Genomic DNA, 26,319 nt, shown 5'->3' on the forward strand with positions numbered 1-26,319 from the left:
GGCCGAGGGGGAGGTGAGGGCGCGGATGGCGGGTCAGAACTGCTTGATCGCCAATGACTGGATCTGCGGCGAGTACGTACGTACGCGCGGCCCCGAACTGACGGACGCCACGCTCCAGCACATCGGCATCACGCTCGCGTCGGTGGCCATAGGGCTCCTCGTCGCCTTCCCGCTCGCCCTGGTCGCCCGCAGATGGCGGGCCGTCGCGGGGCCGGTGCTCGGGGCCACCACGATCCTCTACACCGTGCCGTCGCTGGCCATGTTCTCGTTGCTGGTACCGGTGTTCGGGCTGTCGGCGGCCGTGGTGGTGACGGGCCTGGTGCTGTATTCGCTGACGATCCTCGTGCGGAACATCCTGGCCGGCCTCGCCTCGGTGCCGCAGGAGGCGCGCGAGGCGGCGCGCGGCATGGGGTACGGCCCGCTGCGCCTGCTGTTCGCCGTCGAACTGCCGCTGGCGGTACCGGCTTTGATGGCGGGTCTGCGCATCGCCACGGTCTCCACCGTTTCGCTGACGACCGTGGGGGCGATCATCGGCTACGGCGGGCTGGGCAATCTCATCTACGAAGGCATGCACAGCTACTTCAAGGCCCAAGTGCTCACCGCCTCCGTGCTGTGCGTGGTGCTGGCGGTCGCCGCGGACCTGCTGTTGCTGCTCGTCCAGCGGATGCTGACGCCGTGGGCGCGCCCGAAGCGCCCCGCGAAGTCCCGGATGTCCCGTAGGTCCGCGGAGAAGGCGGTGGCCTGATGGGAGTCGTCGAGCGCACCTGGCAGTGGCTGGCCGACGCCGCCCACTGGTCCGGCACGAACGGCGTCTGGCACCGGCTCGGCGAGCACCTCTTCCTCACCGTCGTCTGCCTGTTGATCTCCTGCGCGATCGCGCTTCCCGTCGCGGTGCTGCTGGGGCATGTGGGCAAGGGCGGCGCGCTGGCGGTGAACATCTCCAACGTGGGCCGTGCGGTGCCGACGTTCGCGGTGCTGGTGCTGCTGTTGCTCAGCCCGCTCGGTACGCACGGCTCGTGGCCCACGATCATCGCGCTGGTCCTCTTCGCGATACCCCCGCTGCTGACCAACGCCTATGTGGGGATGCGCGAGGTGGACCGGGACATGGTCGAGGCCGCGCGGGGCATGGGGATGACGGGCGGTCAGGTGATCGCCCGGGTCGAACTGCCGCTGGCCTTCCCGCTGATCCTCACCGGGGTGCGCTCGGCCGCGGTGCAGGTCGTGGCGACCACCACGCTCGCCGCGCTGCCCGGCGGCGGTGGCCTGGGCCGGATCATCACCGCCGGCTTCCGGCTCACCGACACCGCGCAGGTGGTGGCCGGGGCGCTGCTGGTGGCGGCGCTCGCGCTGCTGGTCGAGGGCGCCTTCGTGCTCCTGCAGCGGTTGCTGGACCCGATGCGCGGACATGTGAAGACCGTTCAAGCCTGACCTCGAGCCCGACTGGATGGAGTTTTCGAATGACCAGGACACCGCGTCGAGCGCGGACCGCCCGCGCCCTGCTGGCGGTGGCCGGCATCACCGCCCTGACGGCGGGGCTCGCCGCCTGCGGCGGCGACAGCCTGGAGAAATCCGGCGGAGGCGATAGTTCCACAAAGCCCGGCCAGGAATCCCTGGTCATCGGTTCGGCATCCTTCACCGAGTCGAAGGTGCTGGCGGAGATATACGCCGGCCTGCTGAAGGACGCCGGATATTCGACGTCGATCAAGACCGTCGACGCGCGTGAGCTGTATGAGCCCGCGCTGGAGAAGGGCCAGATCGATGTGGTCCCCGAGTATGCGGCGACGCTCGCCGAATTCCTGAACAAGAAGCAGAACGGCAAGGACGCGCCCCCGGTGGCCTCCGCCGATGCCGAGGCCACCGTGAAGGCCCTGCGCAAACTCGCCGAGCCGCGTGGTCTCACCGTCCTCGACCCGGGCCGGGCGGTCGATCAGAACGCGTTCGCCGTCACCGCCGAGTTCGCGAAGAAACACCAGCTCAAGACCCTTTCCGATCTTGGAAAGTCCCAGGAGTCGGTGAAGCTCGCGGCCGGGGACGAGTGCTCCCAGCGGCCCTTCTGCCAGCCGGGGCTGGAGAAGACCTACGGCATACGCGTCGCGGGCATCGACCCGCTGGAGGTCGGCAGCACCCAGGCCAAGCAGGCGGTCAAGGAGGGCAAGGACCAGCTGCTGCTGACCACCACCACGGACGCCACGCTCGAACAGTTCGGTCTTGTACTTCTTGAGGACGACAAGAAGCTGCAGAACTCCGACAACGTGTTGCCGGTGGTGAATAAGGAGAAGGCGGGTTCGCAGAAGATCGCCGAGGCGCTCGGCAGGCTCAGCAGGGTGCTGACCACGGCGGATCTCACCGAACTCAACAAGAAGGTGGACGCGGAGCGGCTCAAGCCCGCCGATGTGGCCGCGCGCTACCTGAAGGAGAAGAAGCTTCTGACGAAGTGAGGGAGGAGGGGAGAAGTAAGATCAAGGGAAGAGTTTGGTGGTGGAGTCACACTCTCGTGGCGACGCACGGTAAGTTTCAGGCCATGCCACGAGGACGCCACCGCCATTCCGCACCCCTGCACCGGCTTCTTCCACCGTTGACGGTCGCCGCGACATCAGTCGCCTGCGCCGCCGGTGCCCTGGCGGTGGGCGAAACAGCCGTCATACGCGGCCTCGCCGTGGCCGCCGCGGCGGCCACCGTGGTCGGTTCCGTGCTGATGCGCCGCTGGGACCGTGCGGCGGGCAAGCGCGTCGCCCAGCTCACCGCCGCCCGCACCCGCGACGAGTGGAAGACCGAGGAGCGCATAGCCGAGCTGGAGACGGACCTCGAGGAGACCCGTCTGCTGCGCACCCGGCTCGAGGCCAAGCTCCGGGCCAAGCGCGGGGAGCTGGCCCGCCTGCGCACCGAGCACGCCGACCTGCTGCGGCGCTACGCCGCGGCCGAGACCGGACGGGCCAGCGCCCTGGAGCGCCGCCGCCTGCTCGAGAAGAGCGGCGCGCCCGGTGCGGCCAAGGCACTGGAGGCCGCGGCCCCGGACCGTACGGAGAGCACGTCCGGCCTGGACGCCTCCGCCTACCGCAAGGCCGCCGACGCCCTGCGCGACCTGAACAGCAACGCCGCGGACCAGCGTGCGGCGGCGGCGAAGCCGGCCCCCGAGGTGCCGGCCGCGGCAGCGGCACCGGCGTCCCCGGCCGGGGCCCCGGTGAAGCCGGGCGGCAAGAAGCAGGCGGCGAAGGCCTCGAAGCCCGCCGCCTCCAAGCCCGCCGCCTCGAAGCCCGCCGCTTCGAAGTCCACTGCGCCGAAGCCCGTCGCTGCCAAGTCCGCTGACCCGAAGCCCGCCGCTCCCGCGGCGGCCGTGCCCTCCGGCGTCCCCGCAGCCCGTCGGCCCGCGTCCCGTGCACAGGGCGGCTTCGACTTCTTCGGCAACGCCGCCGACAAGAGCAAGGCCGGCAAGAAGGGCAAGGACGGTACGCCCGTCGAGGAGCAGGACCTCGCGGACGTCGTCGGCGAGGAGGCCCTCGCCGAGGCGGAGGCGGACGGCGCCGTCATCGACCTCACCGCGCACGACGAGACCGAGCAGATCGACGTCGCGGAGCTGCGCACCGCGATCTCGTAGCGCGGTCCTCGAACGACGAACGACGGACGGGCCGCACATGCGGCCCGTCCGTCGTTGTTCGTCCTACTTGTCGATGTCGCCGACGACGAAGAACAGCGAGCCCAGGATCGCGACCATGTCGGCGACCAGCGTCCCCGGCAGCAGCTCGGTCAGGGCCTGGATGTTGTTGAACGAGGCCGAGCGCAGCTTGAGCCGGTAGGGCGTCTTCTCGCCCTTGGAGACGAGGTAGTAGCCGTTGAGGCCCAGCGGGTTCTCGGTCCAGACGTAGGTCGAGCCCTCCGGGGCCTTGAGGACCTTGGGCAGCCGCTGGTTGATCGGGCCCGGCGCCAGCTCCTCCATCCGGTCCAGACAGGCGTCGGCCAGCTCCAGCGAATTGTGGGTCTGATCCAGCAGGCACTCGAAGCGGGCCAGGCAGTCGCCGTCCTCGCGGGTGACGACCTTCAGGGTGTCCGCCAGCTCCCCGTACGCGAGGTACGGCTCGTCGCGCCGCAGGTCGAAGTCGACGCCGGAGGCCCGGGCGATCGGCCCGCTCACCCCGTAGGCGTGCACGGTCTCGCGGGAGAGGACGCCGACGCCGCGCGTACGGCCCCGGAAGATCTCGTTGCCGAGCACCAGCCGGTCGTAGACGTCCATCCGGGAGCGCACCTCGGCCACCGCGTGCCGGGCCCGGCCGAGCCAGCCCGCGGGCAGGTCCTCCTTCAGGCCGCCGACGCGGTTGAACATGTAGTGCATGCGGCCGCCGGAGATCTCCTCCATCACCGCCTGCAGCTCCTCGCGCTCGTGGAAGGCGTGGAAGACGGGCGTGATGCCGCCGAGCTCCAGCGGGTAGGAGCCGAGGAACATCAGGTGGTTGAGGACGCGGTTCAGCTCGGCCAGCAGCGTGCGGGTCCACACGGCACGCTCGGGGACCTCCATGCCGAGCATCCGCTCCACGGCGATGACGACGCCGAGCTCGTTGGAGAACGCCGACAGCCAGTCGTGGCGGTTGGCGAGCATGATGATCTGCCGGTAGTCGCGGGCCTCGAACAGCTTCTCCGCGCCGCGGTGCATGTAGCCGATGACCGGCTCGGCGTGCTGGACCCGCTCGCCGTCGAGGACGAGGCGCAGCCGCAGCACGCCGTGGGTGGACGGGTGCTGAGGCCCGATGTTGAGCACCATGTCGGTGCTCTCCGCCGCGCCGCCGATGCCGACTGTCGTCTCCGTCATGGGGACAGTTTCTCCCCTGACCCACCCCTACCCGAAACCGGGGCCGCGCCCCGGACCCCCTTTTGTCCTCAAACGCCGGACAGGCCGAAATGCAGCCCCACCGGCTGGAGGAGCCAGCCGAAGGCGCCCAGGCCGCCCGGAGCGGTCAGTTCGGCCGCTTCGCCCGCCGTGCCGAGGGCACGTACGTACGCGGCCGGGTCGGTCGAGGCGAGCGAGAGCGGCGGGCGGGTGCCGTCGACGCCCAGGGCGCGCAGCGCCTCGCGTTGGCTGATCAACGAGCTTCCCGGGCCCGCGCACGCGTCCAGGGCCACGTGCGCGGTGATGTCGCAGGAGCCGTCCGGCACGGGCCGTACCTCGCGGCCCTCGCGGAAGCCGGTCAGGGTGCCGAAGGGCGGCCGGGAGGACCGCTCGTGGGCGTAGTCCACCGCCACGGCCAGGCCGGCCCGCAGTCCGGCGACCGCCTTGGACCAGGCGGCGTCGCGCGGATGGCCGATCTCCGCGCGGGACCCGGGGGGCGCGCCCTCCAGGGGCCACCAGCGGGCGAGCCAGTCGGCGTCCTCGCCGGCGACCGGGTCGCCGAGCAGCTCCTCGCCGTCCGGCCGGACGAGCACCTGGCGCGGCGTGCCCGCGCCGTCGGCCTCGGCGACGTCCAGCGGCACGTTGTCCAGCCACTCGTTGGCGAACAGCAGGCCCTCGATCCCGGCCGGGGGAGCGTCCGTCCACTCGATGCGCGGATCGAGGTCCTCCGGGCGGTCCGCGAGCTCCACGGCGTACGGGCGCAGCCGCCCGGCCAGCTCGGCGGGGCACCGGTCGAGGACCGCGGTGACGAGTTCGCCGCGGCCCGCGCCGACATCGGCGAACGCCAGCTCCGCCGGGTGCCCGAGGGCGGCGTCGACGCGGCGCAGCAGTTCCACGACGGCCCCGGCGTACAGCGGAGAGGCGTGCACGGAGGTGCGAAAGTGCCCCGCGGGGCCTTCGGGGCGGCGGTAGAAGCCGCCGGGACCGTACAGGGCGGCCTCGGTCGCCGCCCGCCAGGTTCTCGTTCCGCTTGCCATACGCACACGTTATGCGCGCGGCGTGCGCACGGGGCCTCCACCTTGGGGAGTAGACGGGAAGCGGTCGGATCGATCGCCGGGCTGACCCCGGCACCGCCTCGGCGTGCCTACGCTGGGTGACGTGCACCGCCTCTACGACTTTCTTCGCAGGCACCCCACCGGTGTGGACAGCTTCTGGGCTCTCCTGCTGCTGGGGCTGAGCGGCCTGACCGTGGTCGAGGGGAGTGGGGAGGGACCGGCGGTCGTCCAGGCCGGCACGGCCCTCGCGCTGTGCGTGGTCATCGCGCTGCGCCGCAAGGCCCCCGAACGGATGATGCTGCTGGCGACCGCGGCAGGGGTGGCGCAGCTGGCGTTCGACGTGGGCCCGAACATCTGGGACTTCGCGATGCTGGTGATCATCTACACGGTGGCGTCCGGCAACACCCGCTGGGCCTCCCGCTACGCACTGGTCGCCTGTGTGGCCGCGCCCGTGCTCGCCACGCTCCGCTGGCCGGATCCGCCCGAGTACTCCTCCGCGGGCAAGAGCGTCATGGGGATCGTCTTCCTGACCGTCCCCTTCGTCCTGGCCTGGGTGCTGGGCGACTCGGTCCGTACCCGCCGCGCCTACTGGGCGCAGCTGGAGGAGCGGGCCACGCGCCTGGAGAAGGAGCGCGAGCAGCAGGCGCAGATCGCGGTCACCGCCGAGCGGGCCCGCATCGCCCGCGAGCTGCACGACGTCGTGGCGCACAACGTCTCGGTGATGGTCGTGCAGGCTGACGGGGCCGCGTACGTCCTGGACGCCTCGCCCGAGCAGGCCAAGCAGGCCCTGGAGACGATCTCCGGCACCGGCCGCCAGGCGCTGGCCGAGATGCGCCGGCTGCTGGGCGTGCTGCGCACGGACGACAGCGGCGAGGGCGGCGAGTACGTCCCGCAGCCCGACGTGGAGCAGATCGGCGACCTGGTCGAGCAGGTCCGCGGCGCCGGGCTGCCGGTGGAGTTCCGCATCGAGGGCGCGCCGCGGCCGCTGCCGAGCGGTGTGGAGCTGACCGCGTACCGCATCGTGCAGGAGGCGCTGACGAACACGCGCAAGCACGGTGGCCCGGACGTCGGCGCCAGCGTCCGGCTGACCTATTTCGACGACGGGCTGGGCCTGCTGGTCGAGGACGACGGCCGGGGCGCGCAGCACGAGCTGTACGAGGCGGGCGGCGCGGACGGCATGGGGCATGGTCTGATCGGGATGCGCGAGCGCGTCGGCATGGTCGGGGGCACCCTGGACGCGGGGCCCCGGCCCGGCGGGGGCTTCCGGATCAGCGTGCTGCTGCCGATCAAGTCGGGCCGCTGAACTCCGTTGCGTTCGTACCCTGACCGCACCACTACTTCCGAGAGGGACCCCGTATGTCCATCCGCGTGATGCTCGTCGACGACCAGGTGCTGCTGCGCACCGGTTTCCGCATGGTGCTGGCCGCCCAGCCCGACATGGAGGTCGTCGCCGAGGCCGGGGACGGCGCGGAGGCGCTGGAGGTGCTGGCCCGCAGCGAGGTGGACGTCGTGCTGATGGACGTCCGCATGCCGCGGATGGACGGGGTGGAGGCCACCGGCCGCATCTGCGCCCAGGACAATCCGCCGAAGGTGCTGATCCTGACCACCTTCGACCTCGACGAGTACGCCTTCTCCGCGCTGAAGGCCGGCGCGAGCGGCTTCATGCTCAAGGACGTGCCGCCCGCCGAGCTGCTGGGCGCCATCCGGGCCGTGCACAGCGGCGACGCGGTGGTCGCGCCCAGCACCACGCGCCGGCTGCTCGACCGCTTCACCCCGATGCTGCCGAGCGCGGCCAACGAGCCGACCAGCACGGAGCTGGGCCGGCTCACCGACCGCGAGCGCGAGGTGATGCTGCTGGTGGCCCAGGGGCTGTCCAACGGCGAGATCGCGGCGCGGCTGGTGCTCTCGGAGGCGACGGTCAAGACCCACGTGGGCCGCATCCTGACCAAGCTCGGCCTGCGGGACCGGGTGCAGGTGGTGGTGATGGCGTACGAGAGCGGGCTCGTACGGGCCGGTGGCGGCGGCCCGGCGGCGCACTAGCGCCCGCCCCTCCGCTCAGCGGAGCACGCCCTCCACGAAGTCGCTGCCGAGCCGGGCCACCACCGTCAGGTCGAGCTGGTGCAGGACGTACCGGCCGCGGCGGCGGGTGGTGATCAGGCCGGCCTTCTTCAGCACCGCGATGTGCCGGGAGACCTCCGGCGCGCTGATGTCGAGCGCGGTCGCCAGTTCGCCCGTGCTGAAGGCGGCCCGCGCCAGATAGCGGCACATCCGCATCCGCATGTGGTGGGACAGGGCCTCCAGGCGCAGCTTGAGCAGGTCCAGGGAGGCGGGGCCGGGCAGCTCGGGCGCGGCCACCGGGTAGTGGATCACCGGGCGCCAGCCGGGGGCGTGGCCCACCCACACATGGGGCCAGCCGATGGCGGACGGGACGAAGGTGACGCCCGCGCCGACCGCGGGGTCGAGCGCGCTCGCCCGGCCGGTGCCGAGCTTGTCGACGACGATCCGGGTGCCGTCCTCCGTCAGCGTCACGGCGGGCGACACCTCGGCCAGCGCCTCGGCGAGCCCCTTGCGCCGCAGCACCTCCGTCTTGTGCCGGGCGTCGGCGGCCAGCTGGACGCGCACCCGCTGCCAGAGGTCGTTGAAGAAGGCCTCCGCACAGTCCTCGAAGAGGCGGCGCAGCCAGGCCCGTACGGCCGGCGGGTCGTCCAGCAGCCGCTTGGCGAAGTCCAGCTGCCGGGGGCCGCGCGCGGTGGCGCGCTCGAGGGCCAGCTCGCGGGCCCTGGCGTTGACCAGCGGCGACGGGCCCTCCTGGCTGTAGTGCCGGGAGCAGGAGATCTCCAGGGCGGCGTCGACGAACAGGTCGTCGTTCAGCCGGTCCAGCTGGTCGAGGTCCTCGGCGAGCGTGGCTCCCGGCTGGCCGTGGGTGTCCGGCAGCGCGGCGAACGGCATGTTGATGTCCGAGAACGTCGAGGTCCACAGGAAGTCCGCCTCGCACAGCCGGTCCGCGAGGTCCGGCTTGAGGGAGGAGTTCGTCGCCGTCGTCCAGCCGTGCAGGCCCGGGTGGTGCCCGGGCTCGGCCAGGGCGTGCAGCGCGGTGCACAGCTCGGCGAGGGGCGCGGGGCGGAACACCAGGCGCTCGGGCGGCAGGCCCGCGATGTCGATCATCACGCTCATGTGCCCATCGTGCCTCTCTTTCCGCAGGTCGGGGCGTCATTTGACGTTCCTTGTCAATCCATGGGGCAACCTCTCGCCAAGCGGCGCACCGTGGAGACATGAACGCCAACCAGCAGCACATGCTCGACCTGTACCGCTTCGCACAGCACGACGAGCCGGCGCCGCCGGCGCCGGGCACCGGCGATCTCCGGGCCCTCCGCGCGTTCCGCACCTGGCGCCGGTTCCAGGCCGTCGTCGACGAGCGCACCGCCGCCCGGCGCGGCCGGTGGGCGGTCCTGTTCGGCCGCCCGAGGACCTCCGCCGCCCCCGCGGCCGGTACGTCCCGGCCCGTACCCGCGGCGGCTCCCGTGGTCCCCGCCGCACCCCGGCCGGCCGGGCGGTCGGCGGACCCGCGCTGCCGCGCCTGACCCGGCCCGGGCCCGGCGCCGGCCCGTCGGCCACCGTTGTCCACAGCCCTGGGGACGGCCAGGGAGCCCTCCGCCCGCCTCGCGTAGCATGACAAGGGAATCGTCCGGTACCCCCGCGGACTGGAACGGAAGGCATCCCGCCGCGTGAACGCACACCTCTCGCCCGAGCATGCGAGCCCTCAGGACCGCCCTGCCCGGCTCACCGTCGGCGTGGTCGGCGCGGGCCGCGTAGGCCCCGCCCTGGCCGCGTCGCTGCAGCTCGCCGGGCACCGCCCGGTCGCCGTCTCCGGCGTCTCCGACGCCTCCCTGCGACGGGCGGCCACCATGCTCCCGGACGTGCCGGTCATGGCCCCCGCCGACGTGCTCGCCCACGCCGAACTGGTCCTGCTGACGGTGCCCGACGACGCCCTGCCCGGTCTCGTCGCGGGCCTCGCCGAGACCGGTGCCGTGCGCCCCGGGCAGCTCCTCGTGCACACCTCCGGCCGGCACGGCACCGCCGTGCTCGACCCGGCCACCCGCGCCGGCGCCCTGCCGCTGGCCCTGCACCCGGCGATGACGTTCACCGGCACCCCCGTCGACGTCCAGCGCCTGGCCGGCTGCTCCTTCGGCGTCACCGCCCCCGAAGAGCTGCGCCTGGCGGCCGAGGCCCTCGTCATCGAGATGGGCGGCGAGCCCGAGTGGATCGAGGAGAGCGCCCGCCCGCTCTACCACGCGGCCCTCGCCATCGGCGCGAACCACCTGGTCACGCTCGTCGCCCAGAGCATGGACCTGCTGCGCACCGCCGGGGTCGAGCACCCCGCCCGGATGCTCGGCCCCCTCCTGGGCGCGGCCCTCGACAACGCCCTGCGCAGCGGCGACGCCGCCCTCACCGGCCCGGTGGCCCGCGGCGACGCCGGCACGGTCGCCGCGCACGTCGCCGAGCTGCGCAGGCACGCCCCCCAGGCCGTCGCCGGCTATCTGGCGATGGCCCGCACCACCGCGGACCGCGCGCTCGCGCACGGCCTGCTCAAGCCCGAACTGGCGGAGGACCTGCTCGGCGTCCTCGCGGACGGAGGCAACCAGTGACCACCCAGCTCGCCCGCACCGCCGAGGAGCTGCACGCCCTCCCGCGCGCGGGCCGCCGCGCCGTCGTGATGACGATGGGCGCCCTGCACGAGGGGCACGCCACCCTCGTCCGCGAGGCCCGCCGGCTGGCCGGACCCGACGGGCAGGTCGTGGTCACCGTCTTCGTCAACCCCCTGCAGTTCGGGCCCGGCGAGGACCTCGACCGCTACCCGCGCACCCTGGACGCCGACGTCCTGCTCGCCGGGCAGGCCGGTGCCGACGTCGTCCTCGCCCCGGCCGTCGACGAGGTCTACCCCGGCGGCGAGCCCCAGGTCCGCATCACCGCGGGCCCCATGGGCGAGCGCCTCGAGGGCGCGTCCCGCCCCGGGCACTTCGACGGCATGCTCACCGTCGTCGCCAAGCTGCTGCACCTGACCGGGCCCGACCTGGCGCTCTTCGGCCAGAAGGACGCCCAGCAGCTGGCCCTGATCCGCCGCATGGTGCGCGACCTCAACTTCCCCGTCGAGATCGTCGGCGTCCCCACGGTCCGCGAGGGCGACAACCTCGCGCTCTCCAGCCGCAACCGCTACCTCTCCGACGCCGACCGGACCACGGCGCTGGAGATCTCCCGCGCCCTGCTGACCGCCGGGCAGGCCGCCGGGCTCGGCGCGGCCGCCGTCCGGCGCTCCGCCCGCACGGTCCTCGACGGCGCGGCAGGGATGGAACCACCGCTGCGCCTGGACTACGTGGCCCTCGTCGACCCCGCCGACTTCACCGAGGTCCCCGACGACCACACCGGCGAGGCCGTCCTCGCCGTGGCCGCCAAGGTCGGCACCACCCGTCTGATCGACAACCTCCCCCTGACCGTCGGAGCGGCACGATGACCGGCATACGACTGCACGCACCCCGCCCCGGCTGGGTCGTCGACGCCGACGTCGTCGTCATCGGCTCCGGCGTCGCCGGCCTCACCGTCGCGCTGCGCTGCGCCGCCTCCGGCCAGAAGGTCACCGTCGTCACCAAGGCCCGCCTCGACGCCGGCTCCACCCGCTGGGCCCAGGGCGGCATAGCCGCCGCGCTCGGCGAGGGCGACACCCCCGAACAGCACCTGGACGACACCCTCGTCGCCGGCGCCGGCCTCTGCTCCGACGAGGCCGTGCACACCCTGGTCACCGAGGGCCCCGACGCGGTCCGCCGCCTCATCGCCACCGGCGCCCGCTTCGACACCGACGCCGAGTCCGGCGAGATCCTGCTGACCCGTGAGGGCGGACACCACCGCAGCCGCATCGCCCATGCGGGTGGTGACGCCACCGGCGCCGAGATCTCCCGCGCCCTGGTCGAGGCCGTGCGCGCGGCCGGCATCGAGACGATCGAGCACGCCCTCGTCCTGGACCTCCTCAAGGACGCCGACGGCCGCGCGGCGGGCGTCTCGCTGCACGTCATGGGCGAAGGACGGCACGACGGCGTCGGCGCGGTACGGGCCGGGGCCGTCGTCCTGGCCACCGGCGGCATGGGCCAGGTGTTCTCCGCGACCACCAACCCCGCCGTCTCCACCGGCGACGGCGTCGCCCTCGCCCTGCGGGCCGGCGCCGAGGTCTCCGACCTGGAGTTCGTCCAGTTCCACCCCACCGTGCTCTGGCTCGGCCCCGACGCGGAGGGCCAGCAGCCGCTGGTGTCGGAGGCGGTGCGCGGCGAGGGCGCCCACCTCGTCGACGCCGACGGCCACCGCTTCATGGTCGGCGCGCACGAACTGGCCGAACTCGCCCCGCGCGACATCGTCGCCAAGGGCATCCTGCGGCGCATGCGCGAACAGGACGCCGAGCACATGTACCTCGACGCCCGGCACTTCGGCGCGCAGATGTGGGAGCACCGCTTCCCCACGATCCTGGCCGCCTGCCGGACGCACGGCATCGACCCGGTGACCCAGCCGATCCCCGTGGCACCGGCCGCGCACTACGCCTCGGGCGGAGTGCGCACGGACCTGTACGGACGCACGACCGTGCCGGGGCTGTACGCGTGCGGCGAGGTCGCCTGCACCGGCGTGCACGGCGCGAACCGGCTGGCGTCCAACTCGCTCCTCGAAGGCCTCGTCTTCGCCGAGCGCATCGCCGCCGACCTCGCCGGCGCCACCGTCCCCGCCGGCCACCCGCCGCTGACGGACGAGCCCGCGGCGCCCCTCATCGCGCCCGCGGACCGCGCCGCGATCCAGCGCACCATGACGCTGGGCGCCGGAGTGCTGCGCTCCCGGCAGAGCCTGGAGCGCGCGGCGGCGGAGCTCGCCCGCATCCGCGAGGAGGCCGCTGGCAAGACCGTCGAGCCCGGCACCGAGGCGTGGGAGACCACCAACCTCCTCCTCGTCGCGCAAGTACTTGTCGCGGCCGCGCTCCAGCGCGAGGAGACCCGCGGCTGCCACTGGCGCGAGGACCACCCCGACCGTGCGGATGCCACGTGGCGCCGGCACCTCCTCGTGACCCTGCGCCCGGACCGTACCCTTGCGGTCTCCACCACCGAATCGGCCGCCTTCCCGTCTGTTGCAACTCCCGCCGCCCTCAAGGAGAACCGCGTGAGCACCCACGACGACCGTCCCCTGCACCAGCTCGGCCGTCCCGGCCAGGAGAGCGCCGAGGCCGCCGCCGGTGGCTGCGGCGACGCCTGCGGCTGCGCCGCCGGCGAGTACGACGCGGACGCCTTCGAGTGCGGGCTCGACCCCGAGCTCGCCCGCCTGATCGCCGAGGCCGGGCTGGACCCGCTGCAGATCGAGGACCTCGCCCACCTGGCCATCGAGGAGGACCTCGACGGCGGCAAGGACATCACGACCTTCGCGACCGTCGCCGAGGACGCCGTCGCCACCGGTGACTTCACCGCCCGCGAGGCCGGCACCGTCGCGGGGCTGCGCGTCGCCGAGGCCATCCTCTCCGTGGTCTGCACGGACGAGTTCGAGGTCGAGCGGCACGTCGAGGACGGCGACCGGGTGGAGGCGGGCCAGAAGCTGCTGACCGTCCGCACCCTCACCCGCGACCTGCTCACCGGCGAGCGCAGCATGCTCAACATCCTGTGCCACCTCTCCGGCATCGCCACCGCGACCCGCGCGTGGTCCGACGCGCTGGAGGGCACCGGCGCCGCCGTCCGCGACACCCGCAAGACCACGGTCGGACTGCGGGCCCTGGAGAAGTACGCGGTGCGCTGCGGCGGCGGCGTCAACCACCGCATGTCGCTGTCGGACGCGGCGCTGGTGAAGGACAACCACGTCATCGCCGCCGGCGGCGTCGCCGAGGCGTTCAAGGCCGTACGGCAGGAGTTCCCGGACGTGCCGATCGAGATCGAGGTCGACCGCATCGACCAGATCCCGCCGGTCCTCGAGGCGGGCGCCGACCTGATCATGCTCGACAACTTCACCCCCGAGCAGACCCGCGAGGCCGTCGAGCTCGTCGCGGGCCGGGCCGCCCTGGAGTCCTCCGGCCGCCTCACCCTCGCCAACGCCCGGGCCTACGCCGAGACCGGTGTCGACTACCTCGCGGTCGGCGCGCTGACCCACTCCTCCCCGATCCTGGACATCGGGCTGGACCTGCGGGAGGTCTGATGCTGCTCACCATCGATGTCGGCAACACCCAGACGGTCCTCGGCCTGTTCGACGGCGAGGACATCGTCGAGCACTGGCGCATCTCCACCGACCCGCGCCGCACCGCCGACGAACTGGCGGTGCTCCTGCAGGGCCTGATGGGCCGCCATCCGCTGCTCGGTGACGAACTGGGCGACGGCATCGAGGGCATCTGCATCTGCTCGACGGTCCCCTCGGTGCTGCACGAGATGCGCGAGGTGACCCGCCGCTACTACGGCGACGTGCCGGCCATCCTGGTCGAGCCGGGCGTGAAGACCGGCGTGCCGATCCTCATGGACAACCCCAAGGAGGTCGGCGCGGACCGCATCATCAACGCGGTCGCCGCCGTCGAGCTCTACGGCGGCCCGTGCGTCGTCGTCGACTTCGGCACGGCCACCACGTTCGACGCGGTCAGCGCGCGCGGGGAGTACGTCGGCGGCGTGATCGCCCCCGGCATCGAGATCTCCACCGAGGCGCTGGGCGTCAGGGGCGCCCAGCTCCGCAAGATCGAGATCGCCCGGCCGCGCAGTGTCATCGGCAAGAACACCGTCGAGGCCATGCAGTCCGGCATCCTCTACGGCTTCGCGGGCCAGGTCGACGGCGTCGTCAACCGCATGGCCCGCGAACTGGCCGAGGACCCGGACGACGTCACGGTCATCGCCACGGGTGGCCTGGCCCCCCTGGTCCTGGGCGAGGCCTCGGTCATCGACGAACACGAACCCTGGCTGACCCTGATCGGCCTCCGCCTCGTCTACGAACGCAACACCCCCCGCCCCTGACTTCGGGCCCGGGTCCTCAAGCGCCGGACGGGCTGGATTGCTGCCCGGCACGGGGGCGTTGTGCCGCTGGGGCCCCTGCTCCCGGGGCTCCGCCCCGGACCCCGGTCCTCAAACGCCGGACGGGCTGGTTTGATGCCCGGCACGGGGTGGTGGGTCGCCGGGCGGGGCCTGTTCCCGGGGCTCCGCCCCGGACCCCGGTCCTCAAGCGCCGGACGGGCTGGTTTGTTGCTCAGCACGCGACAAACCAGCCCGATTCCCGGCGCCGAATAGGCCGCCCCGGGACACGGCACCAATCCGGCCCGCCTCACGGGTGCCAAGCCGGCCCCGTCCCATGGGCGCCAATCCGGCCCGCCCCCCACGGGCACCAATCAAGCCCGCCCTCCGGGCAGCAATCCGGCCCCGCCCCCTGGGCAGCAATCCAGCCCGCCCTCCGGGCAGCAATCCGGCCCCGCACCACGGGTGCCAATCCAGCCCGCCCTCCGGGCAGCAATCCGGCCCCGCACCACGGGTGCCAATCCAGCCCGCCCTCCGGGCAGCAATCCGGCCCCGCCCCACAGGCAGCAATCCAGCCCGCCCTACGTGCACCAATCCGGCCCGCCCCACGGCAGCAATCAAGCCCGCCCCACGGGCACCAATCCGACCCGCCCCCGGCGGCGCGCCAATCCACCCCCGCCCCGGGCGGCAATCCACCCCCAGCCCCCGCGGCACCTTTCCAGCCAGTTCCGGGCAACAATCCAGCCCGTCCGGCGATTGAGGACAAGAAACGGTGAAAGGGCGGGATCGGGGAAAGCCCCACCCGAGCAACCAACCACCGACCCCGGCTGTCCTGACTGCTGTGAGGGCGGACCGGACGGACAGACAGACAGGCTGGGGCGAATGAGCGGCGGCGGCAACGGCAACAGCAACAGCACCGGCACCGGCACCGGCATCAGCCGAATACGACGAACCCTGAGACGGACGGCGGCGACCGCCGTCGTCGTCGTGGCCGCCGGCCTCGGCCTCGGGGCCGCCCACGCGGGCGCCCAGGCGCAGCCCCGCGCCGACTACCAGGCCGTCGCCCACCCCGTCACCGGCCACGTCGGCCAGACCGTCGAGGTCGAGCTCGGCGTGCGCAACGGCGGCCCAGGCGGTGGCGGCGGCCGGGCCTACGAAGTCGTCGCCCCCGAAGGCACCACCATCGTCGCGACCGCCACGACCCCGAACGGCACACCGCCCTGCCGCCCGAGAGGCTCCGACACCAGCCGCACCTACCTGTGCGCCATCGGCGAGGACTTCCCCGCCGGCGACCGCGAAACGCTCCGCTTCCGCGTCCGCATCGACGAGAAGATCGACGGCGCCGAGGGCCGCGTACGGATCGTCGGCCGCGACGAGGACCCCGAACCCGACCCGGACCCCGCCAACGACTCCGCACCGATCCCCGTCGAGGTGACCGACGCGCCACCCGCCCCGGCCCCGAAGACCGCCCACCCGGGCAACCCCCACGCGCTGCTGATCGCCACCACCTCCGGCACCGCCCTCTCCGCCGGCGTCCTCGTCCTGGGAGCCGTCCGCCGCCGGGCGCACTGACCCCGTCCATGCCACGCCCGAGATGGTGTGCTAAGCGAATTTTGTCCACTTAGCACTTACAGTCGGCCCATGCCCACGCCCTATGGATCCCGCGGCGGCATGGCGTTCAGCGCGGACGAGCTGCGCGTGCTGCGCCGTGCCCTCGACATCGCACTCCGTCCCCACTCCGTGCCCACGAGTCCCGGGCCCGCGCGGGAGGCCGAAGCCAAGGACTGCCTCCTGCTAGCCGAGGCCGTGGACGAGGCCGTCCGCGAAGGCGACCGGCTGCGCGCCTTCCTCCTCCAGGACCTCGCCCGCTACCGCGCCGCCCTGCCGGGCGCGGCGCCCGGCTACGTGCTGCGGCTGCGGGATGCCCTCCTGGACGGCTACCGCCCCGGCGCCGAGGACCTCGCCGCGCTGCGCGCGCTGTGCGCGGAGCCCGCGGGGGAGGCGGAGGCCACCCGTCGGCACACGCTGCTGGCGCGCTGCGAGCACCTTGCCGAGCAGGCGGTACGGGCCAGGCTGGCCGCCCGCGCCGCCGCGGCCGCCGCCCCGGCCGTCCCGACGGCCCGCCCCCCAGCACCCCCGCGAACACCCCCACCGCCCGCCGCAAGCCCGCACCCGCAGTCCCCGCCGGCCGCCAGTACGCACGTGCAGACTCCACCCGCCCACCCCCACCCGCAGTCCCCGCCACCGCGTACCGGCACCCATCTCCAGGCCCTCCCCGGCGGCCGGGCCCCGCGCGCGGCCGAGCCCGATCCGAAGTCGGGGCCCAAGCCGGGGGAGAGTCCCGCGCCGCCGAATCGACCCGCGCCCGCGCCGCCGCCGGAGGCGCCGCGGCCCAAGCCTCCGGCGGCGCCGCGCCCGGGGCGGCCCATTCCGACCCCCGGCGAGGTGTTCCCGCCGCGCCGCAAGCCCGCGCCGCCCCTCGGCGCCCGCGCGCTCGCGGTGGCCCGGCCCGCCTGACCCGGGCGGCCGGGGGGAAGGGGCGGGCGCGTAATCTGGACGGGTCGCTCAAGCGCAGAACCCCCGATTCCAGAAGGAGCCGACGGCCATGGACTATGTCGCCGCGCTGGTCCCGCCCATGGTGATGGCGGTGGCTTTCACCGCGCTGGTCGTGACGATCGTCAAGAGCCAGGGTGGTGCGAACAAGGCCAAGGAAGACGCCCTCGTCGACGCCGCACTGGCCCGCGCCGAGGCCGCCCAGCAGGTGGCAAAGCCCGCCGAGGCCTGACAAAACGACCACATCGGGAGCCGGGAGAAAGCGCCGGCGGCCCGGGCAGGGCGTACGAGCCGAGCCAATTCGCTCCGGCACGTGCGCCCTTTTTGCTGCGGGGATTGCCGCGCCGATAAACCGGCATTCAAGACATCTCCCACTATTATTCACGTGTGGTCCGACGCCTGGGTGAACTGGAAGACGCCGTGATGACGCGCGTGTGGGAGTGGAACCGACCGGTCACCGTTCGGGAAGTCCTGGAAGACCTTCAGCAGGAACGGTCCATCGCCTACACCACCGTGATGACCGTAATGGACAACCTGTATCAGAAGGGCTGGGTGCGGCGGGAAGCCGAAGGCCGCGCCTATCGATATGAGGCGGTCTCCAACCGCGCCGCCTACTCGGCCGCACTGATGAACGAAGCCTGGTCCCTCAGCGACAACCCCGCGGCCGCTCTCGTCGCCTTCTTCGGCATGATGTCGGCCGAACAACGGGAAGCCCTCCGCGACGCCATCAGGGTCGCCCAACTCGACGGGCCCGACGAGACCCCGGGCCCCCCGGGACGATAGCGTCCGGCCATGTCCGCTCTAACTAAAGTCGTCACTGTCCGCAGGGCCCGCACCAGCGATGTGCCCGCGGTCCGCCGGCTCATCAACGCCTACGTTCGCGACCGCATCCTGCTCGACAAAGCCACGGTGACGCTTTACGAGGACATCCAGGAGTTCTGGGTGGCGGAGCGGGACGAGGACGGTACCGTCATCGGATGCGGTGCGCTGCATGTGATGTGGGAAGACCTCGCGGAGGTACGCACTCTCGCCGTGGACCCCGATGTCAGGGGCGGTGGAGTGGGCCACCAGGTACTGGACAAGCTGCTGCAGACGGCGCGCTGGCTCGGCGTGCGGCGCATTTTCTGCCTCACCTTCGAAGTCGACTTCTTCGCGAAGCACGGCTTCGTGGAGATCGGAGAGACCCCCGTCGACGGGGATGTCTACAGCGAGCTGCTGCGTTCCTATGACGAGGGCGTTGCCGAGTTCCTGGGTCTCGAACGAGTGAAGCCGAACACCCTTGGCAACAGCCGGATGCTTCTGCATCTGTGAGCGCGGTCCCTATGTCCGAATCGCGCCCCTATCGTGCGGGCCCGGAAGCCATCGTTCCCATGCTGAAGGCGGACTGAACCTTCCCGGGGGGTTTGTGTTTTTCCGAGAAAGGCGGTTTGCTATTCCTCCGTAATCCCTTTTCCGCTGATGAAAGGAATCCCCCGTGGCGCAGAAGGTTCAGGTCCTTCTTGTCGATGACCTCGACGGCGGCGAGGCCGACGAGACCGTGACGTTCGCCCTGGATGGCAAGTCCTACGAGATCGACCTCACCACGGCCAACGCGGACAAGCTGCGCGAGGCGCTCGCGGACTACGTGAAGTCGGCCCGTCGTACCGGCGGCCGTGCCGCGGCCGGCCGCGGTAAGGCCCGCGCCGGCGCCGCCGCCGGCGGCAGCCCGGACACCGCGAAGATCCGCGCCTGGGCCAAGGAGAACGGCTACAACGTCAACGACCGCGGCCGTGTCCCGGCCGAGATCCGTGAGGCGTACGAGAAGGCCAACGCCTGATCTCCTGCCGGATCCCTCGCCTGATCCCCCGGCCTTTCCGGCCGACATCCCGGCGGCTGATCCCTGCGCGCCTCGCCGGCGCGCAGCAGTCGGGCCCGGTGGCACTCCGTGGCCGCCGCACCCACCAGCCGTACGAGATCGGGGGCGCCGCCGTCGCCCCCGAGGCCGGCCACCGGCAGGGTGGGCTCGACCGGGCGCCCCGGTTCGGGGGGCCGCACCCAGACGGCCGCCTCCGCCGCCTCCCGGCGGCCGTACGGCCGCTGCGGGGCCGACCACCGGCCCACGGGCTCCGGGGCCACGATCTGGCCGCCCGGGCCCAGCGCGGTCAGCTCCAGGGCGATGCCGCCCCACTCCAGCCAGCCGAGTAGCCCCGGCACCTCCTCGGCGCTGCCCACGGCCGTCAGGAACCACATCTTCCGGGCCCGGCCGTCCAGCGCGACCGGCCCGGTCACGGGCACCCGCCCGAGCACGGCGAAGCCGGCCTCCGCGGGCACGCCCAGCGCGTCGAACCGCACCCCCGTGAGCAGCTCCACCGGCCGCCCGGCCGTCGTCGGGGCCGTCGGCCAGCCGAGCACGCACTCGTACCACTGGCGCCGCCGGCGCCGTGCGTGCGGGTCCGTGAGCGGGGTCGATTCGCCCGAGGGGCGGCACGGGCACGGGAGGACTACCGTCATGAACGGTGCAACTGTGGAAAACCCAAGAGGTTACGCAGGGTGGATAGTTGGGCACGCTCCGTATAAGACGTAAGGGGCGCACAGGGGCTCCCCATGGCGCGAGGGTGTTCGCCCGTAGCGGAGGGAAAGGACCCGCGCCGCATGGAGTGTCGGTGCTTGCGGGTAGGACTTTCCCCGTGGGAAGAGGCGATATAGCAAGCCCAGTAGGCCGTCACCGGGGGTGGTGGCGGGGCTGTGGGCGGGCGTGTCGGGGCAAGCGGGCGTTCGCCGTGGGCGTAGTGGAGGTGGGCGTATATGCCTGGCCTGCGGGAACATCGTCTCCCACCATCGGGTTGGAGGAGATGTCGGCTGTTCGGCAGTAGGTTTCCCCGCCGACGCGGGGGTGATCCGGACGGATGTCGGCAGTTGGAATGAGCTGTCCCGTCCCACGGGACTAGCATGCGGAAGGACAGGGAGGGGACCGACCCCTAACTGCCTGACCGCTCTGAGGAGCGATTAACGATGTTCGAGAGGTTCACCGACCGCGCGCGGCGGGTTGTCGTCCTGGCTCAGGAAGAAGCCCGGATGCTCAACCACAACTACATCGGCACCGAGCACATCCTCCTGGGCCTGATCCACGAGGGTGAGGGTGTCGCCGCTAAGGCCCTGGAGAGCCTCGGGATTTCGCTCGAGGCGGTCCGCCAGCAGGTGGAGGAGATCATCGGGCAGGGGCAGCAGGCTCCGTCCGGCCACATCCCCTTCACCCCCCGTGCCAAGAAGGTCCTGGAGCTCTCGCTCCGCGAGGCCCTTCAGCTGGGCCACAACTACATCGGCACCGAGCACATCCTGCTCGGCCTGATCCGCGAGGGCGAGGGCGTCGCCGCGCAGGTCCTGGTCAAGCTGGGTGCCGATCTGAACCGGGTCCGGCAGCAGGTCATCCAGCTGCTCTCCGGCTACCAGGGCAAGGAAGCCGCCACCGCCGGCGGCCCCGCCGAGGGCACCCCCTCGACGTCGCTCGTCCTGGACCAGTTCGGCCGCAACCTCACGCAGGCCGCTCGCGAATCCAAGCTCGACCCGGTCATCGGGCGCGAGAAGGAGATCGAGCGGGTCATGCAGGTGCTGTCCCGCCGTACCAAGAACAACCCGGTGCTCATCGGCGAGCCCGGTGTCGGCAAGACCGCCGTCGTCGAGGGCCTGGCCCAGGCCATCGTCAAGGGCGAGGTGCCCGAGACCCTCAAGGACAAGCACCTCTACACCCTCGACCTCGGCGCCCTGGTCGCCGGCTCCCGCTACCGCGGTGACTTCGAGGAGCGCCTGAAGAAGGTCCTCAAGGAGATCCGCACCCGCGGCGACATCATCCTGTTCATCGACGAGCTCCACACCCTGGTGGGTGCGGGCGCCGCCGAGGGCGCGATCGACGCCGCCAGCATCCTCAAGCCGATGCTCGCCCGCGGCGAGCTGCAGACCATCGGCGCCACGACGCTGGACGAGTACCGCAAGCACCTGGAGAAGGACGCCGCCCTCGAGCGCCGCTTCCAGCCCATCCAGGTCGCCGAGCCGTCGCTGCCGCACACCATCGAGATCCTCAAGGGCCTCCGCGACCGCTACGAGGCGCACCACCGCGTCTCCATCACGGACGAGGCCCTGGTCCAGGCCGCCCAGCTGGCCGACCGCTACATCTCCGACCGCTTCCTGCCGGACAAGGCGATCGACCTGATCGACGAGGCCGGCTCCCGGATGCGCATCCGCCGGATGACCGCGCCGCCGGACCTCCGCGAGTTCGACGAGAAGATCGCCGACGTGCGCCGCGAGAAGGAGTCCGCGATCGACTCGCAGGACTTCGAGAAGGCCGCCTCCCTGCGCGACAAGGAGAAGCAGCTCCTCGCCGCGAAGGCCAAGCGGGAGAAGGAGTGGAAGGCCGGCGACATGGACGTCGTCGCCGAGGTCGACGGCGAGCTGATCGCCGAGGTCCTGGCCACGGCCACCGGCATCCCGGTCTTCAAGCTCACGGAGGAGGAGTCCTCCCGCCTCCTGCGCATGGAGGACGAGCTGCACAAGCGCGTCATCGGCCAGAAGGACGCCATCAAGGCGCTCTCCCAGGCCATCCGGCGCACGCGTGCGGGTCTGAAGGACCCGAAGCGCCCCGGCGGATCGTTCATCTTCGCCGGCCCCTCCGGTGTCGGTAAGACCGAGCTGTCCAAGACGCTCGCCGAATTCCTCTTCGGCGACGAGGACGCGCTGATCTCCCTCGACATGTCGGAGTTCAGCGAGAAGCACACCGTCTCGCGTCTCTTCGGCTCCCCGCCCGGATACGTGGGTTACGAAGAGGGCGGCCAGCTCACCGAGAAGGTGCGCCGCAAGCCGTTCTCCGTGGTTCTCTTCGACGAGGTCGAGAAGGCCCACCCCGATATCTTCAACTCGCTGCTGCAGATCCTGGAGGACGGTCGCCTGACCGATTCCCAGGGCCGCGTGGTCGATTTCAAGAACACCGTCATCATCATGACGACGAACCTCGGCACCCGGGACATCTCCAAGGGCTTCAACCTGGGCTTCGCGGCCCAGGGCGACGTCAAGACCGGGTACGAGCGGATGAAGGCGAAGGTCAACGAAGAGCTCAAGCAGCACTTCCGGCCCGAGTTCCTCAACCGTGTCGACGACACGGTGGTCTTCCACCAGCTCACCGAGGAAGACATCATCCAGATCGTCGACCTGATGATCGCCAAGGTGGACGAGCGGCTCAAGGACCGCGACATGGGCATCGAGCTCAGCTCCGAGGCCAAGTCGCTCCTGGCGAAGAAGGGCTACGACCCGATCCTGGGCGCCCGCCCGCTGCGCCGCACGATCCAGCGCGAGATCGAGGACATCCTGTCCGAGAAGATCCTCTTCGGCGAGCTCCGTCCGGGCCACATCGTGGTCGTCGGCACGGAGGGCGAAGGCGAGGAGAAGAAGTTCACCTTCCGCGGCGAGGAGAAGTCGGCCCTGCCGGACACCCCGCCGGTCGAGTCCGCCGCCGGTGGCGCGGGCCCGAACCTGTCGAAGGACGCGTAACGCTCACTGAGCGGTAGAGCAGTACGGGGCGGCCCCGGAACCGTGTGATCACGGTTCCGGGGCCGATTCCTTTGGGCTGCGGGCGGTCAGTCGTAGTCGTCCCTGTGCCCGATGGTCAGGCGATCGCTGAAGCGGTCTGCGCCCAGCACCGTCAGCTTTTGCCAGGCAGGGCTGAAGAGCTCGAGTCCGTGCCCAGGCAGTTCTTGCACGTCCGTGAAGTCGACAACGCTGGTGCCTGAGCCGACCCGCTCGACATAGAGGGAGCGCAGGGCAGGGAAGACCTCGAGGATTTTCCCCTCCACGGTAAAGGTCTCGGTGAGGCCGAGCTCCAGCTCGGTTATCCGGGGCAGTGCCTCCAGCTCCAGGAGGCCGTCGAGGGGGCCCTCGAGCATCAGGGAAGAGAGCTGCGGGAGGCCCCCGAGGTGCTTGAGCTCCTCGGGGGAGGCCAGGCAGTCCAGAAGCACCAAGCGGCGAAGGCTTTTCCAGCCCTCGATGCCCTGGAGCGATATGGGGTCGCTGTCGCTGATCACCAGCTCGGTGACGCTACTGAAGGGCGGTGGCAGTCTGCCACCGCCTGCCGCATCCGGGACACTGCGGAGGCCGAGATACGAGAGTTTCGGCAGCTCGAGGGCCGCCAGACACTCCGGCGGGAGTTCGGACACATCGAGGTGCAGCTCGCGCAGGTCAGAGCCGTGCAGCGCAGAGATGTCCCGCAACAGGGGGCAGCCCGACACCGACAGGAAGCCGATTTCCCGGTGGTCGTGCAAGAAATCCATGTTCGAGAGCGCATCGTTGCCCGTGATGACCAGCTGGCGGACCTCACGGCCTTGAAACACGCGACGAAGGCTGTCCGATGAATGGTCGCCTTCGATGGCCAACGTCCTGACGGCCCCCAGGCGCGGCAGCTGCGAGAGCTCTTCCGCAGTCGCGATGCTGAGGCGGACGTCGTCGAGCCGCGTGGGAGCGAGGACGTCTTCCGCGTACCGCTGCGTGTCTGAGTCCTGCCAGCCGTAAGCGACGAGCTCGCGGACCTCGACCGCCTCATGCTGTCCGTAACGTGCCATGAGGGGAATCGCCGCATCGCCCAGCGGGCTCAGGACCCTCACCACATGTCGAGCGGCTTCCTCGTCCAGCCCTTCCGGCCCCGGCAGAATCTCCAGCACCTCCGGGCCCAGCGAGGACAGATAGCCGACCTCCGCCGCGTTGCGTGGTGCTCCCAGCCCCCTGAGCCCCTCCCACACCGCCGCATGCAGCTCGTCGTCCAGAGACGCCGCACTCATCGCGCACTGCGCCGCGAGGGTCCGTACTGACCACCTTTCCTCCCGACCCGCCCTCGGGGCTCTGCCCACCATGACGAGCGCCTTGATGACCCGCCGCTCCTCGCTCCTCCCGCAGTGCCCGATGACGAGCCGGATGACGTCCTGCCATTGCTCTTCCGACATATGGCCCAGGAGTTCGTCGAGGCTGTCGCTGTCCTGGAATTCCTTCGCCGCGAGATAGTCCTGAAAGGTGCGGTGAATGAATTGGATGGAATCCGCCGCGCGTTCCTGCAGCAGTCCGCTGCGGTTGAGCAGATGCGTCAGCACCTGTTCCGCCGTTCCCTGCTCGCGCACCTGTCGTAGGCCGTTCATGGCCGACTTCAGCTGGTGCACCGCCTGGCCGTGGGAAAGCTCGGTGCGGTTGTTCCGTACCAGCCAGACGGCGATGTGCTGCAGGAGCTGCAGCCCGTCCTCGACCGTCAGGTCGATGCCCTCGGGGGCGCCGACGCGGCGGTAGGCGTCGCGGTTGCCCAGCAGCATCGCCAGCGCGGCCTGGTAGAGGTGCCAGCGGGTGCGCGGCAGCAGGCCGCTGCGCCGCCGGTGCAGGGCGCAGATCACCGCGCACAGCAGCGGCGTGCGGGCCAGGTCGCGCAGGCCCGCGTTGCGCCGGAACTCCTGGGAGAGATCGCGCTCGAGGGTGGCGAGGCGGGCGCGTTCCTGTCCGGCCCGCAGTCCGTCGGAGAAGATGCCGCACTCCAGGCGGGCGGCCTTGTGCCAGGCGGTCACGAACGACTGGATGTCGCTGTCGCTCATCGGCAGGAGCTGCAGCTCCTCGAAGCCCTCCGACTCCAGCCAGGACTGCTCGACAGCGAGCGGTCGCACCGTGACCAGGCAACGCGTCCCCGGGTGCATCCGCAGGAACTGGGTGAGCCATTGCCGGGCCGGGGCGCGGTCGGCCTGGGGGAGCTCGTCCATACCGTCGACCAGGAGCAGGCCGCGGCCCGCCGCCAGGATGCGGCCCGCCCAGCCGGGCGGCGGCTCGTCCACGGGCATCCGGGCGATGGTGGGGAGCTGGGCGAGGGTAGGCGCCGTGATGCTCTGTGCGGCGAGGCTGCGCATGGGGATCACGAAGGGGATCAGGCCGTCGAGTGCGCTCAGCTTGTCGGGGAGGGTGCGGCAGACGGCGTGGGACGCCAGCCACCACACCAGCGTGGTCTTCCCGGCCCCGGCCTCGCCCCGCAGGACCGTCCGAGGGCGGGAGCCGAGTAGATCCTCGATGCGTTGCCGCTCCGGCCGGCCGGACGTCGTCTCCGGGCCCGTCTTCTGCGCCTCCAGGCTCAGGTATGCCGTGTCCAGGTCCCAGCTGTTCTCGTTCGCCCCCAGGTCGTCGAGCCCGAAGACCTCCATCCGGCTGTAGCGGGCCTTGACCGCCCTTGCGTACTGCTCCTCGTAGGCGAGATCCCGGGGGTCGGGGCTGCTGAGCTCCTCCACCGCCGGGGCGTCCGGCCAGTAGTGCTTGAGGACCTCGGCCAGGCCGTCGGCGAGGATGTGCGGGATCGGCACCGCGTCGACGGCGGAGTGCTCCCAGCCCTGGGGGTCCTCCGTGGCGATCCCCAGGAGGAGCGGGCCGGCGAAAAGCGGGCCTCCGGACAGTCCGGCCCAGGGTGAGCCCTCCGAGTAGGCCCCCGGCGGGTGGTGGTCGCTGTGCAGGACATAGCGGCCCCGCAGCCGCCCCGACAGGGGTGTGAGGGTGCCCGGTATCTGTGCCGCCTCCAGTTTGGTGCCCCGGTATCGCTGGACCTGCGGAAAGCCCAGCACCTGGCACCCTCCCACCGGCTGCTGGGTGGTGAGCGTGCCCCAGCGCAGGGGCGGCAGGCTGCCGTCGGGGACGAGGTCGCGGGCGGCCCACACGAGGGCGGCGTCACAGCGGTCGGACCGGGCAGCCCACACGACCTCGCAGGCCACCGGGCCGGTCCCGCCAGGGATCACCACCTCGGCCGCCAGTCTGCGGCTGAAGTCGAAGATGTGGCGGCTGGTGAGGATGAGGTTCGGCGTCAGCAGCACCCCGCTGCCCTGCTGTGCGGCCAGGACCGCCACCAGCCGGTCTTCCACGGATCTCATCG

General features: G+C 71.8%; 23 protein-coding genes and 1 pseudogene. 19 read left to right on the top strand and 5 right to left on the bottom strand.

The window, feature by feature from the left end; all coding sequences use genetic code 11:
- Nucleotides 1-25 precede the first annotated feature (25 nt).
- The 4 genes from AB0G59_RS25315 (at nt 26) to AB0G59_RS25330 (ending at nt 3,595) form a co-directional block, all read left to right on the top strand.
- Nucleotides 26-745 (top strand): ABC transporter permease, encoded by a 720-nt coding sequence (locus tag AB0G59_RS25315; protein ID WP_360915813.1) that lies wholly within the window; start codon nt 26-28, stop codon nt 743-745.
- A complete protein-coding gene (locus tag AB0G59_RS25320) occupies nt 745-1,428 on the top strand; it encodes an ABC transporter permease (RefSeq protein ID WP_360915816.1) in 684 nt (227 codons plus the stop codon). The genes AB0G59_RS25315 and AB0G59_RS25320 overlap by 1 nt, the downstream gene beginning before the upstream one ends.
- 29 nt (nt 1,429-1,457) lie before the next feature.
- Nucleotides 1,458-2,438 carry an ABC transporter substrate-binding protein gene (locus AB0G59_RS25325; protein WP_360915819.1) on the top strand — a complete coding sequence of 327 codons (981 nt, stop codon included), beginning with the start codon at nt 1,458-1,460 and terminating at the stop codon, nt 2,436-2,438.
- Nucleotides 2,439-2,521: 83 nt separating this feature from the next.
- Complete coding sequence (locus AB0G59_RS25330) at nt 2,522-3,595, top strand: hypothetical protein (protein ID WP_360915822.1); 1,074 nt, start codon at nt 2,522-2,524, stop codon at nt 3,593-3,595.
- A 63-nt stretch (nt 3,596-3,658) separates the two neighbouring features.
- Here the strand turns inward: AB0G59_RS25330 and AB0G59_RS25335 are convergent, their stop codons facing one another.
- Together AB0G59_RS25335 and AB0G59_RS25340 are read right to left on the bottom strand one after the other, a co-directional pair.
- Nucleotides 3,659-4,801, bottom strand: a complete 1,143-nt coding sequence (locus AB0G59_RS25335) for an NADH-quinone oxidoreductase subunit D (RefSeq protein WP_360915825.1) — start codon at nt 4,799-4,801, stop codon at nt 3,659-3,661.
- Nucleotides 4,802-4,869: 68 nt separating this feature from the next.
- Complete coding sequence (locus tag AB0G59_RS25340; RefSeq protein ID WP_360915828.1) at nt 4,870-5,856, bottom strand: SAM-dependent methyltransferase; 987 nt, start codon at nt 5,854-5,856, stop codon at nt 4,870-4,872.
- A 121-nt stretch (nt 5,857-5,977) separates the two neighbouring features.
- On the opposite strand from AB0G59_RS25340, the gene AB0G59_RS25345 reads away from it, so the two are divergent.
- Together AB0G59_RS25345 and AB0G59_RS25350 are read left to right on the top strand one after the other, a co-directional pair.
- Nucleotides 5,978-7,177: a sensor histidine kinase gene (locus tag AB0G59_RS25345; RefSeq protein ID WP_360915923.1), complete on the top strand. Its 1,200-nt coding sequence runs from the start codon at nt 5,978-5,980 to the stop codon at nt 7,175-7,177.
- A gap of 53 nt (nt 7,178-7,230) precedes the next feature.
- On the top strand, nt 7,231-7,914 hold the full coding sequence (locus tag AB0G59_RS25350; protein WP_071962320.1) for a response regulator transcription factor: 684 nt from the start codon (nt 7,231-7,233) through the stop codon (nt 7,912-7,914).
- Nucleotides 7,915-7,929: 15 nt separating this feature from the next.
- On the opposite strand, the gene AB0G59_RS25355 is transcribed toward AB0G59_RS25350, so the two are convergent.
- On the bottom strand, nt 7,930-9,048 hold the full coding sequence (locus AB0G59_RS25355) for a DUF5937 family protein (RefSeq protein ID WP_360915831.1): 1,119 nt from the start codon (nt 9,046-9,048) through the stop codon (nt 7,930-7,932).
- Between the two features lie 98 nt (nt 9,049-9,146).
- Here AB0G59_RS25355 and AB0G59_RS25360 point away from each other — a divergent pair, with 98 nt between their 5' ends.
- The 12 genes and pseudogenes from AB0G59_RS25360 (at nt 9,147) to AB0G59_RS25415 (ending at nt 19,236) form a co-directional block, all read left to right on the top strand.
- Nucleotides 9,147-9,455, top strand: coding sequence for a hypothetical protein (locus AB0G59_RS25360; protein ID WP_360915834.1), 309 nt, complete (start codon nt 9,147-9,149; stop codon nt 9,453-9,455).
- 144 nt (nt 9,456-9,599) lie between these two features.
- Nucleotides 9,600-10,520, top strand: coding sequence for a DUF2520 domain-containing protein (locus AB0G59_RS25365; RefSeq protein WP_360915837.1), 921 nt, complete (start codon nt 9,600-9,602; stop codon nt 10,518-10,520).
- Nucleotides 10,517-11,383 (top strand): pantoate--beta-alanine ligase, encoded by an 867-nt coding sequence (gene panC, locus AB0G59_RS25370; RefSeq protein ID WP_360915840.1) that lies wholly within the window; start codon nt 10,517-10,519, stop codon nt 11,381-11,383. The genes AB0G59_RS25365 and panC overlap by 4 nt, the downstream gene beginning before the upstream one ends.
- Nucleotides 11,380-13,026 (top strand): annotated as a pseudogene (locus AB0G59_RS25375) (L-aspartate oxidase); the annotation flags it as partial. The gene panC and the pseudogene AB0G59_RS25375, both read left to right, overlap by 4 nt.
- A 33-nt stretch (nt 13,027-13,059) precedes the next feature.
- Nucleotides 13,060-14,076 (top strand): carboxylating nicotinate-nucleotide diphosphorylase, encoded by a 1,017-nt coding sequence (nadC, locus tag AB0G59_RS25380; protein WP_360915926.1) that lies wholly within the window; start codon nt 13,060-13,062, stop codon nt 14,074-14,076.
- Nucleotides 14,076-14,873: a type III pantothenate kinase gene (locus tag AB0G59_RS25385; protein ID WP_360915843.1), complete on the top strand. Its 798-nt coding sequence runs from the start codon at nt 14,076-14,078 to the stop codon at nt 14,871-14,873. The genes nadC and AB0G59_RS25385 overlap by 1 nt, the downstream gene beginning before the upstream one ends.
- 876 nt (nt 14,874-15,749) lie before the next feature.
- Complete coding sequence (locus AB0G59_RS25390) at nt 15,750-16,439, top strand: hypothetical protein (RefSeq protein ID WP_360915846.1); 690 nt, start codon at nt 15,750-15,752, stop codon at nt 16,437-16,439.
- Nucleotides 16,440-16,508: 69 nt separating this feature from the next.
- Entirely contained in the window at nt 16,509-17,384 is an 876-nt protein-coding gene (locus AB0G59_RS25395) for a hypothetical protein (protein ID WP_360915849.1), read from the top strand.
- 88 nt (nt 17,385-17,472) lie between these two features.
- Nucleotides 17,473-17,652: a hypothetical protein gene (locus tag AB0G59_RS25400; protein WP_360915851.1), complete on the top strand. Its 180-nt coding sequence runs from the start codon at nt 17,473-17,475 to the stop codon at nt 17,650-17,652.
- 155 nt (nt 17,653-17,807) lie between these two features.
- Nucleotides 17,808-18,203, top strand: coding sequence for a BlaI/MecI/CopY family transcriptional regulator (locus AB0G59_RS25405; protein WP_071962334.1), 396 nt, complete (start codon nt 17,808-17,810; stop codon nt 18,201-18,203).
- 9 nt (nt 18,204-18,212) lie between these two features.
- The gene (locus AB0G59_RS25410) at nt 18,213-18,731 is read left to right on the top strand and encodes an amino-acid N-acetyltransferase (RefSeq protein WP_071962335.1); all 519 of its coding nucleotides are present in this window, start codon (nt 18,213-18,215) and stop codon (nt 18,729-18,731) included.
- 163 nt (nt 18,732-18,894) lie between these two features.
- Nucleotides 18,895-19,236: an Lsr2 family protein gene (locus tag AB0G59_RS25415; RefSeq protein WP_071962336.1), complete on the top strand. Its 342-nt coding sequence runs from the start codon at nt 18,895-18,897 to the stop codon at nt 19,234-19,236.
- On the opposite strand, the gene AB0G59_RS25420 is transcribed toward AB0G59_RS25415, so the two are convergent.
- Nucleotides 19,167-19,910, bottom strand: a complete 744-nt coding sequence (locus AB0G59_RS25420; RefSeq protein ID WP_360915856.1) for an SCO3374 family protein — start codon at nt 19,908-19,910, stop codon at nt 19,167-19,169. The two genes, AB0G59_RS25415 and AB0G59_RS25420, sit on opposite strands and share 70 nt — an antisense overlap.
- Before the next feature lie 501 nt (nt 19,911-20,411).
- Here AB0G59_RS25420 and AB0G59_RS25425 point away from each other — a divergent pair.
- Nucleotides 20,412-22,937, top strand: coding sequence for an ATP-dependent Clp protease ATP-binding subunit (locus tag AB0G59_RS25425; RefSeq protein WP_360915859.1), 2,526 nt, complete (start codon nt 20,412-20,414; stop codon nt 22,935-22,937).
- Between the two features lie 86 nt (nt 22,938-23,023).
- On the opposite strand, the gene AB0G59_RS25430 is transcribed toward AB0G59_RS25425, so the two are convergent.
- Complete coding sequence (locus AB0G59_RS25430) at nt 23,024-26,317, bottom strand: NACHT domain-containing protein (RefSeq protein ID WP_360915862.1); 3,294 nt, start codon at nt 26,315-26,317, stop codon at nt 23,024-23,026.
- Nucleotides 26,318-26,319 lie beyond the last annotated feature (2 nt).

Origin of the sequence: Streptomyces sp. NPDC021096 (genome assembly GCF_040641275.1) — a bacterium.
Taxonomy (GTDB): Bacteria; Actinomycetota; Actinomycetes; order Streptomycetales; family Streptomycetaceae; genus Streptomyces.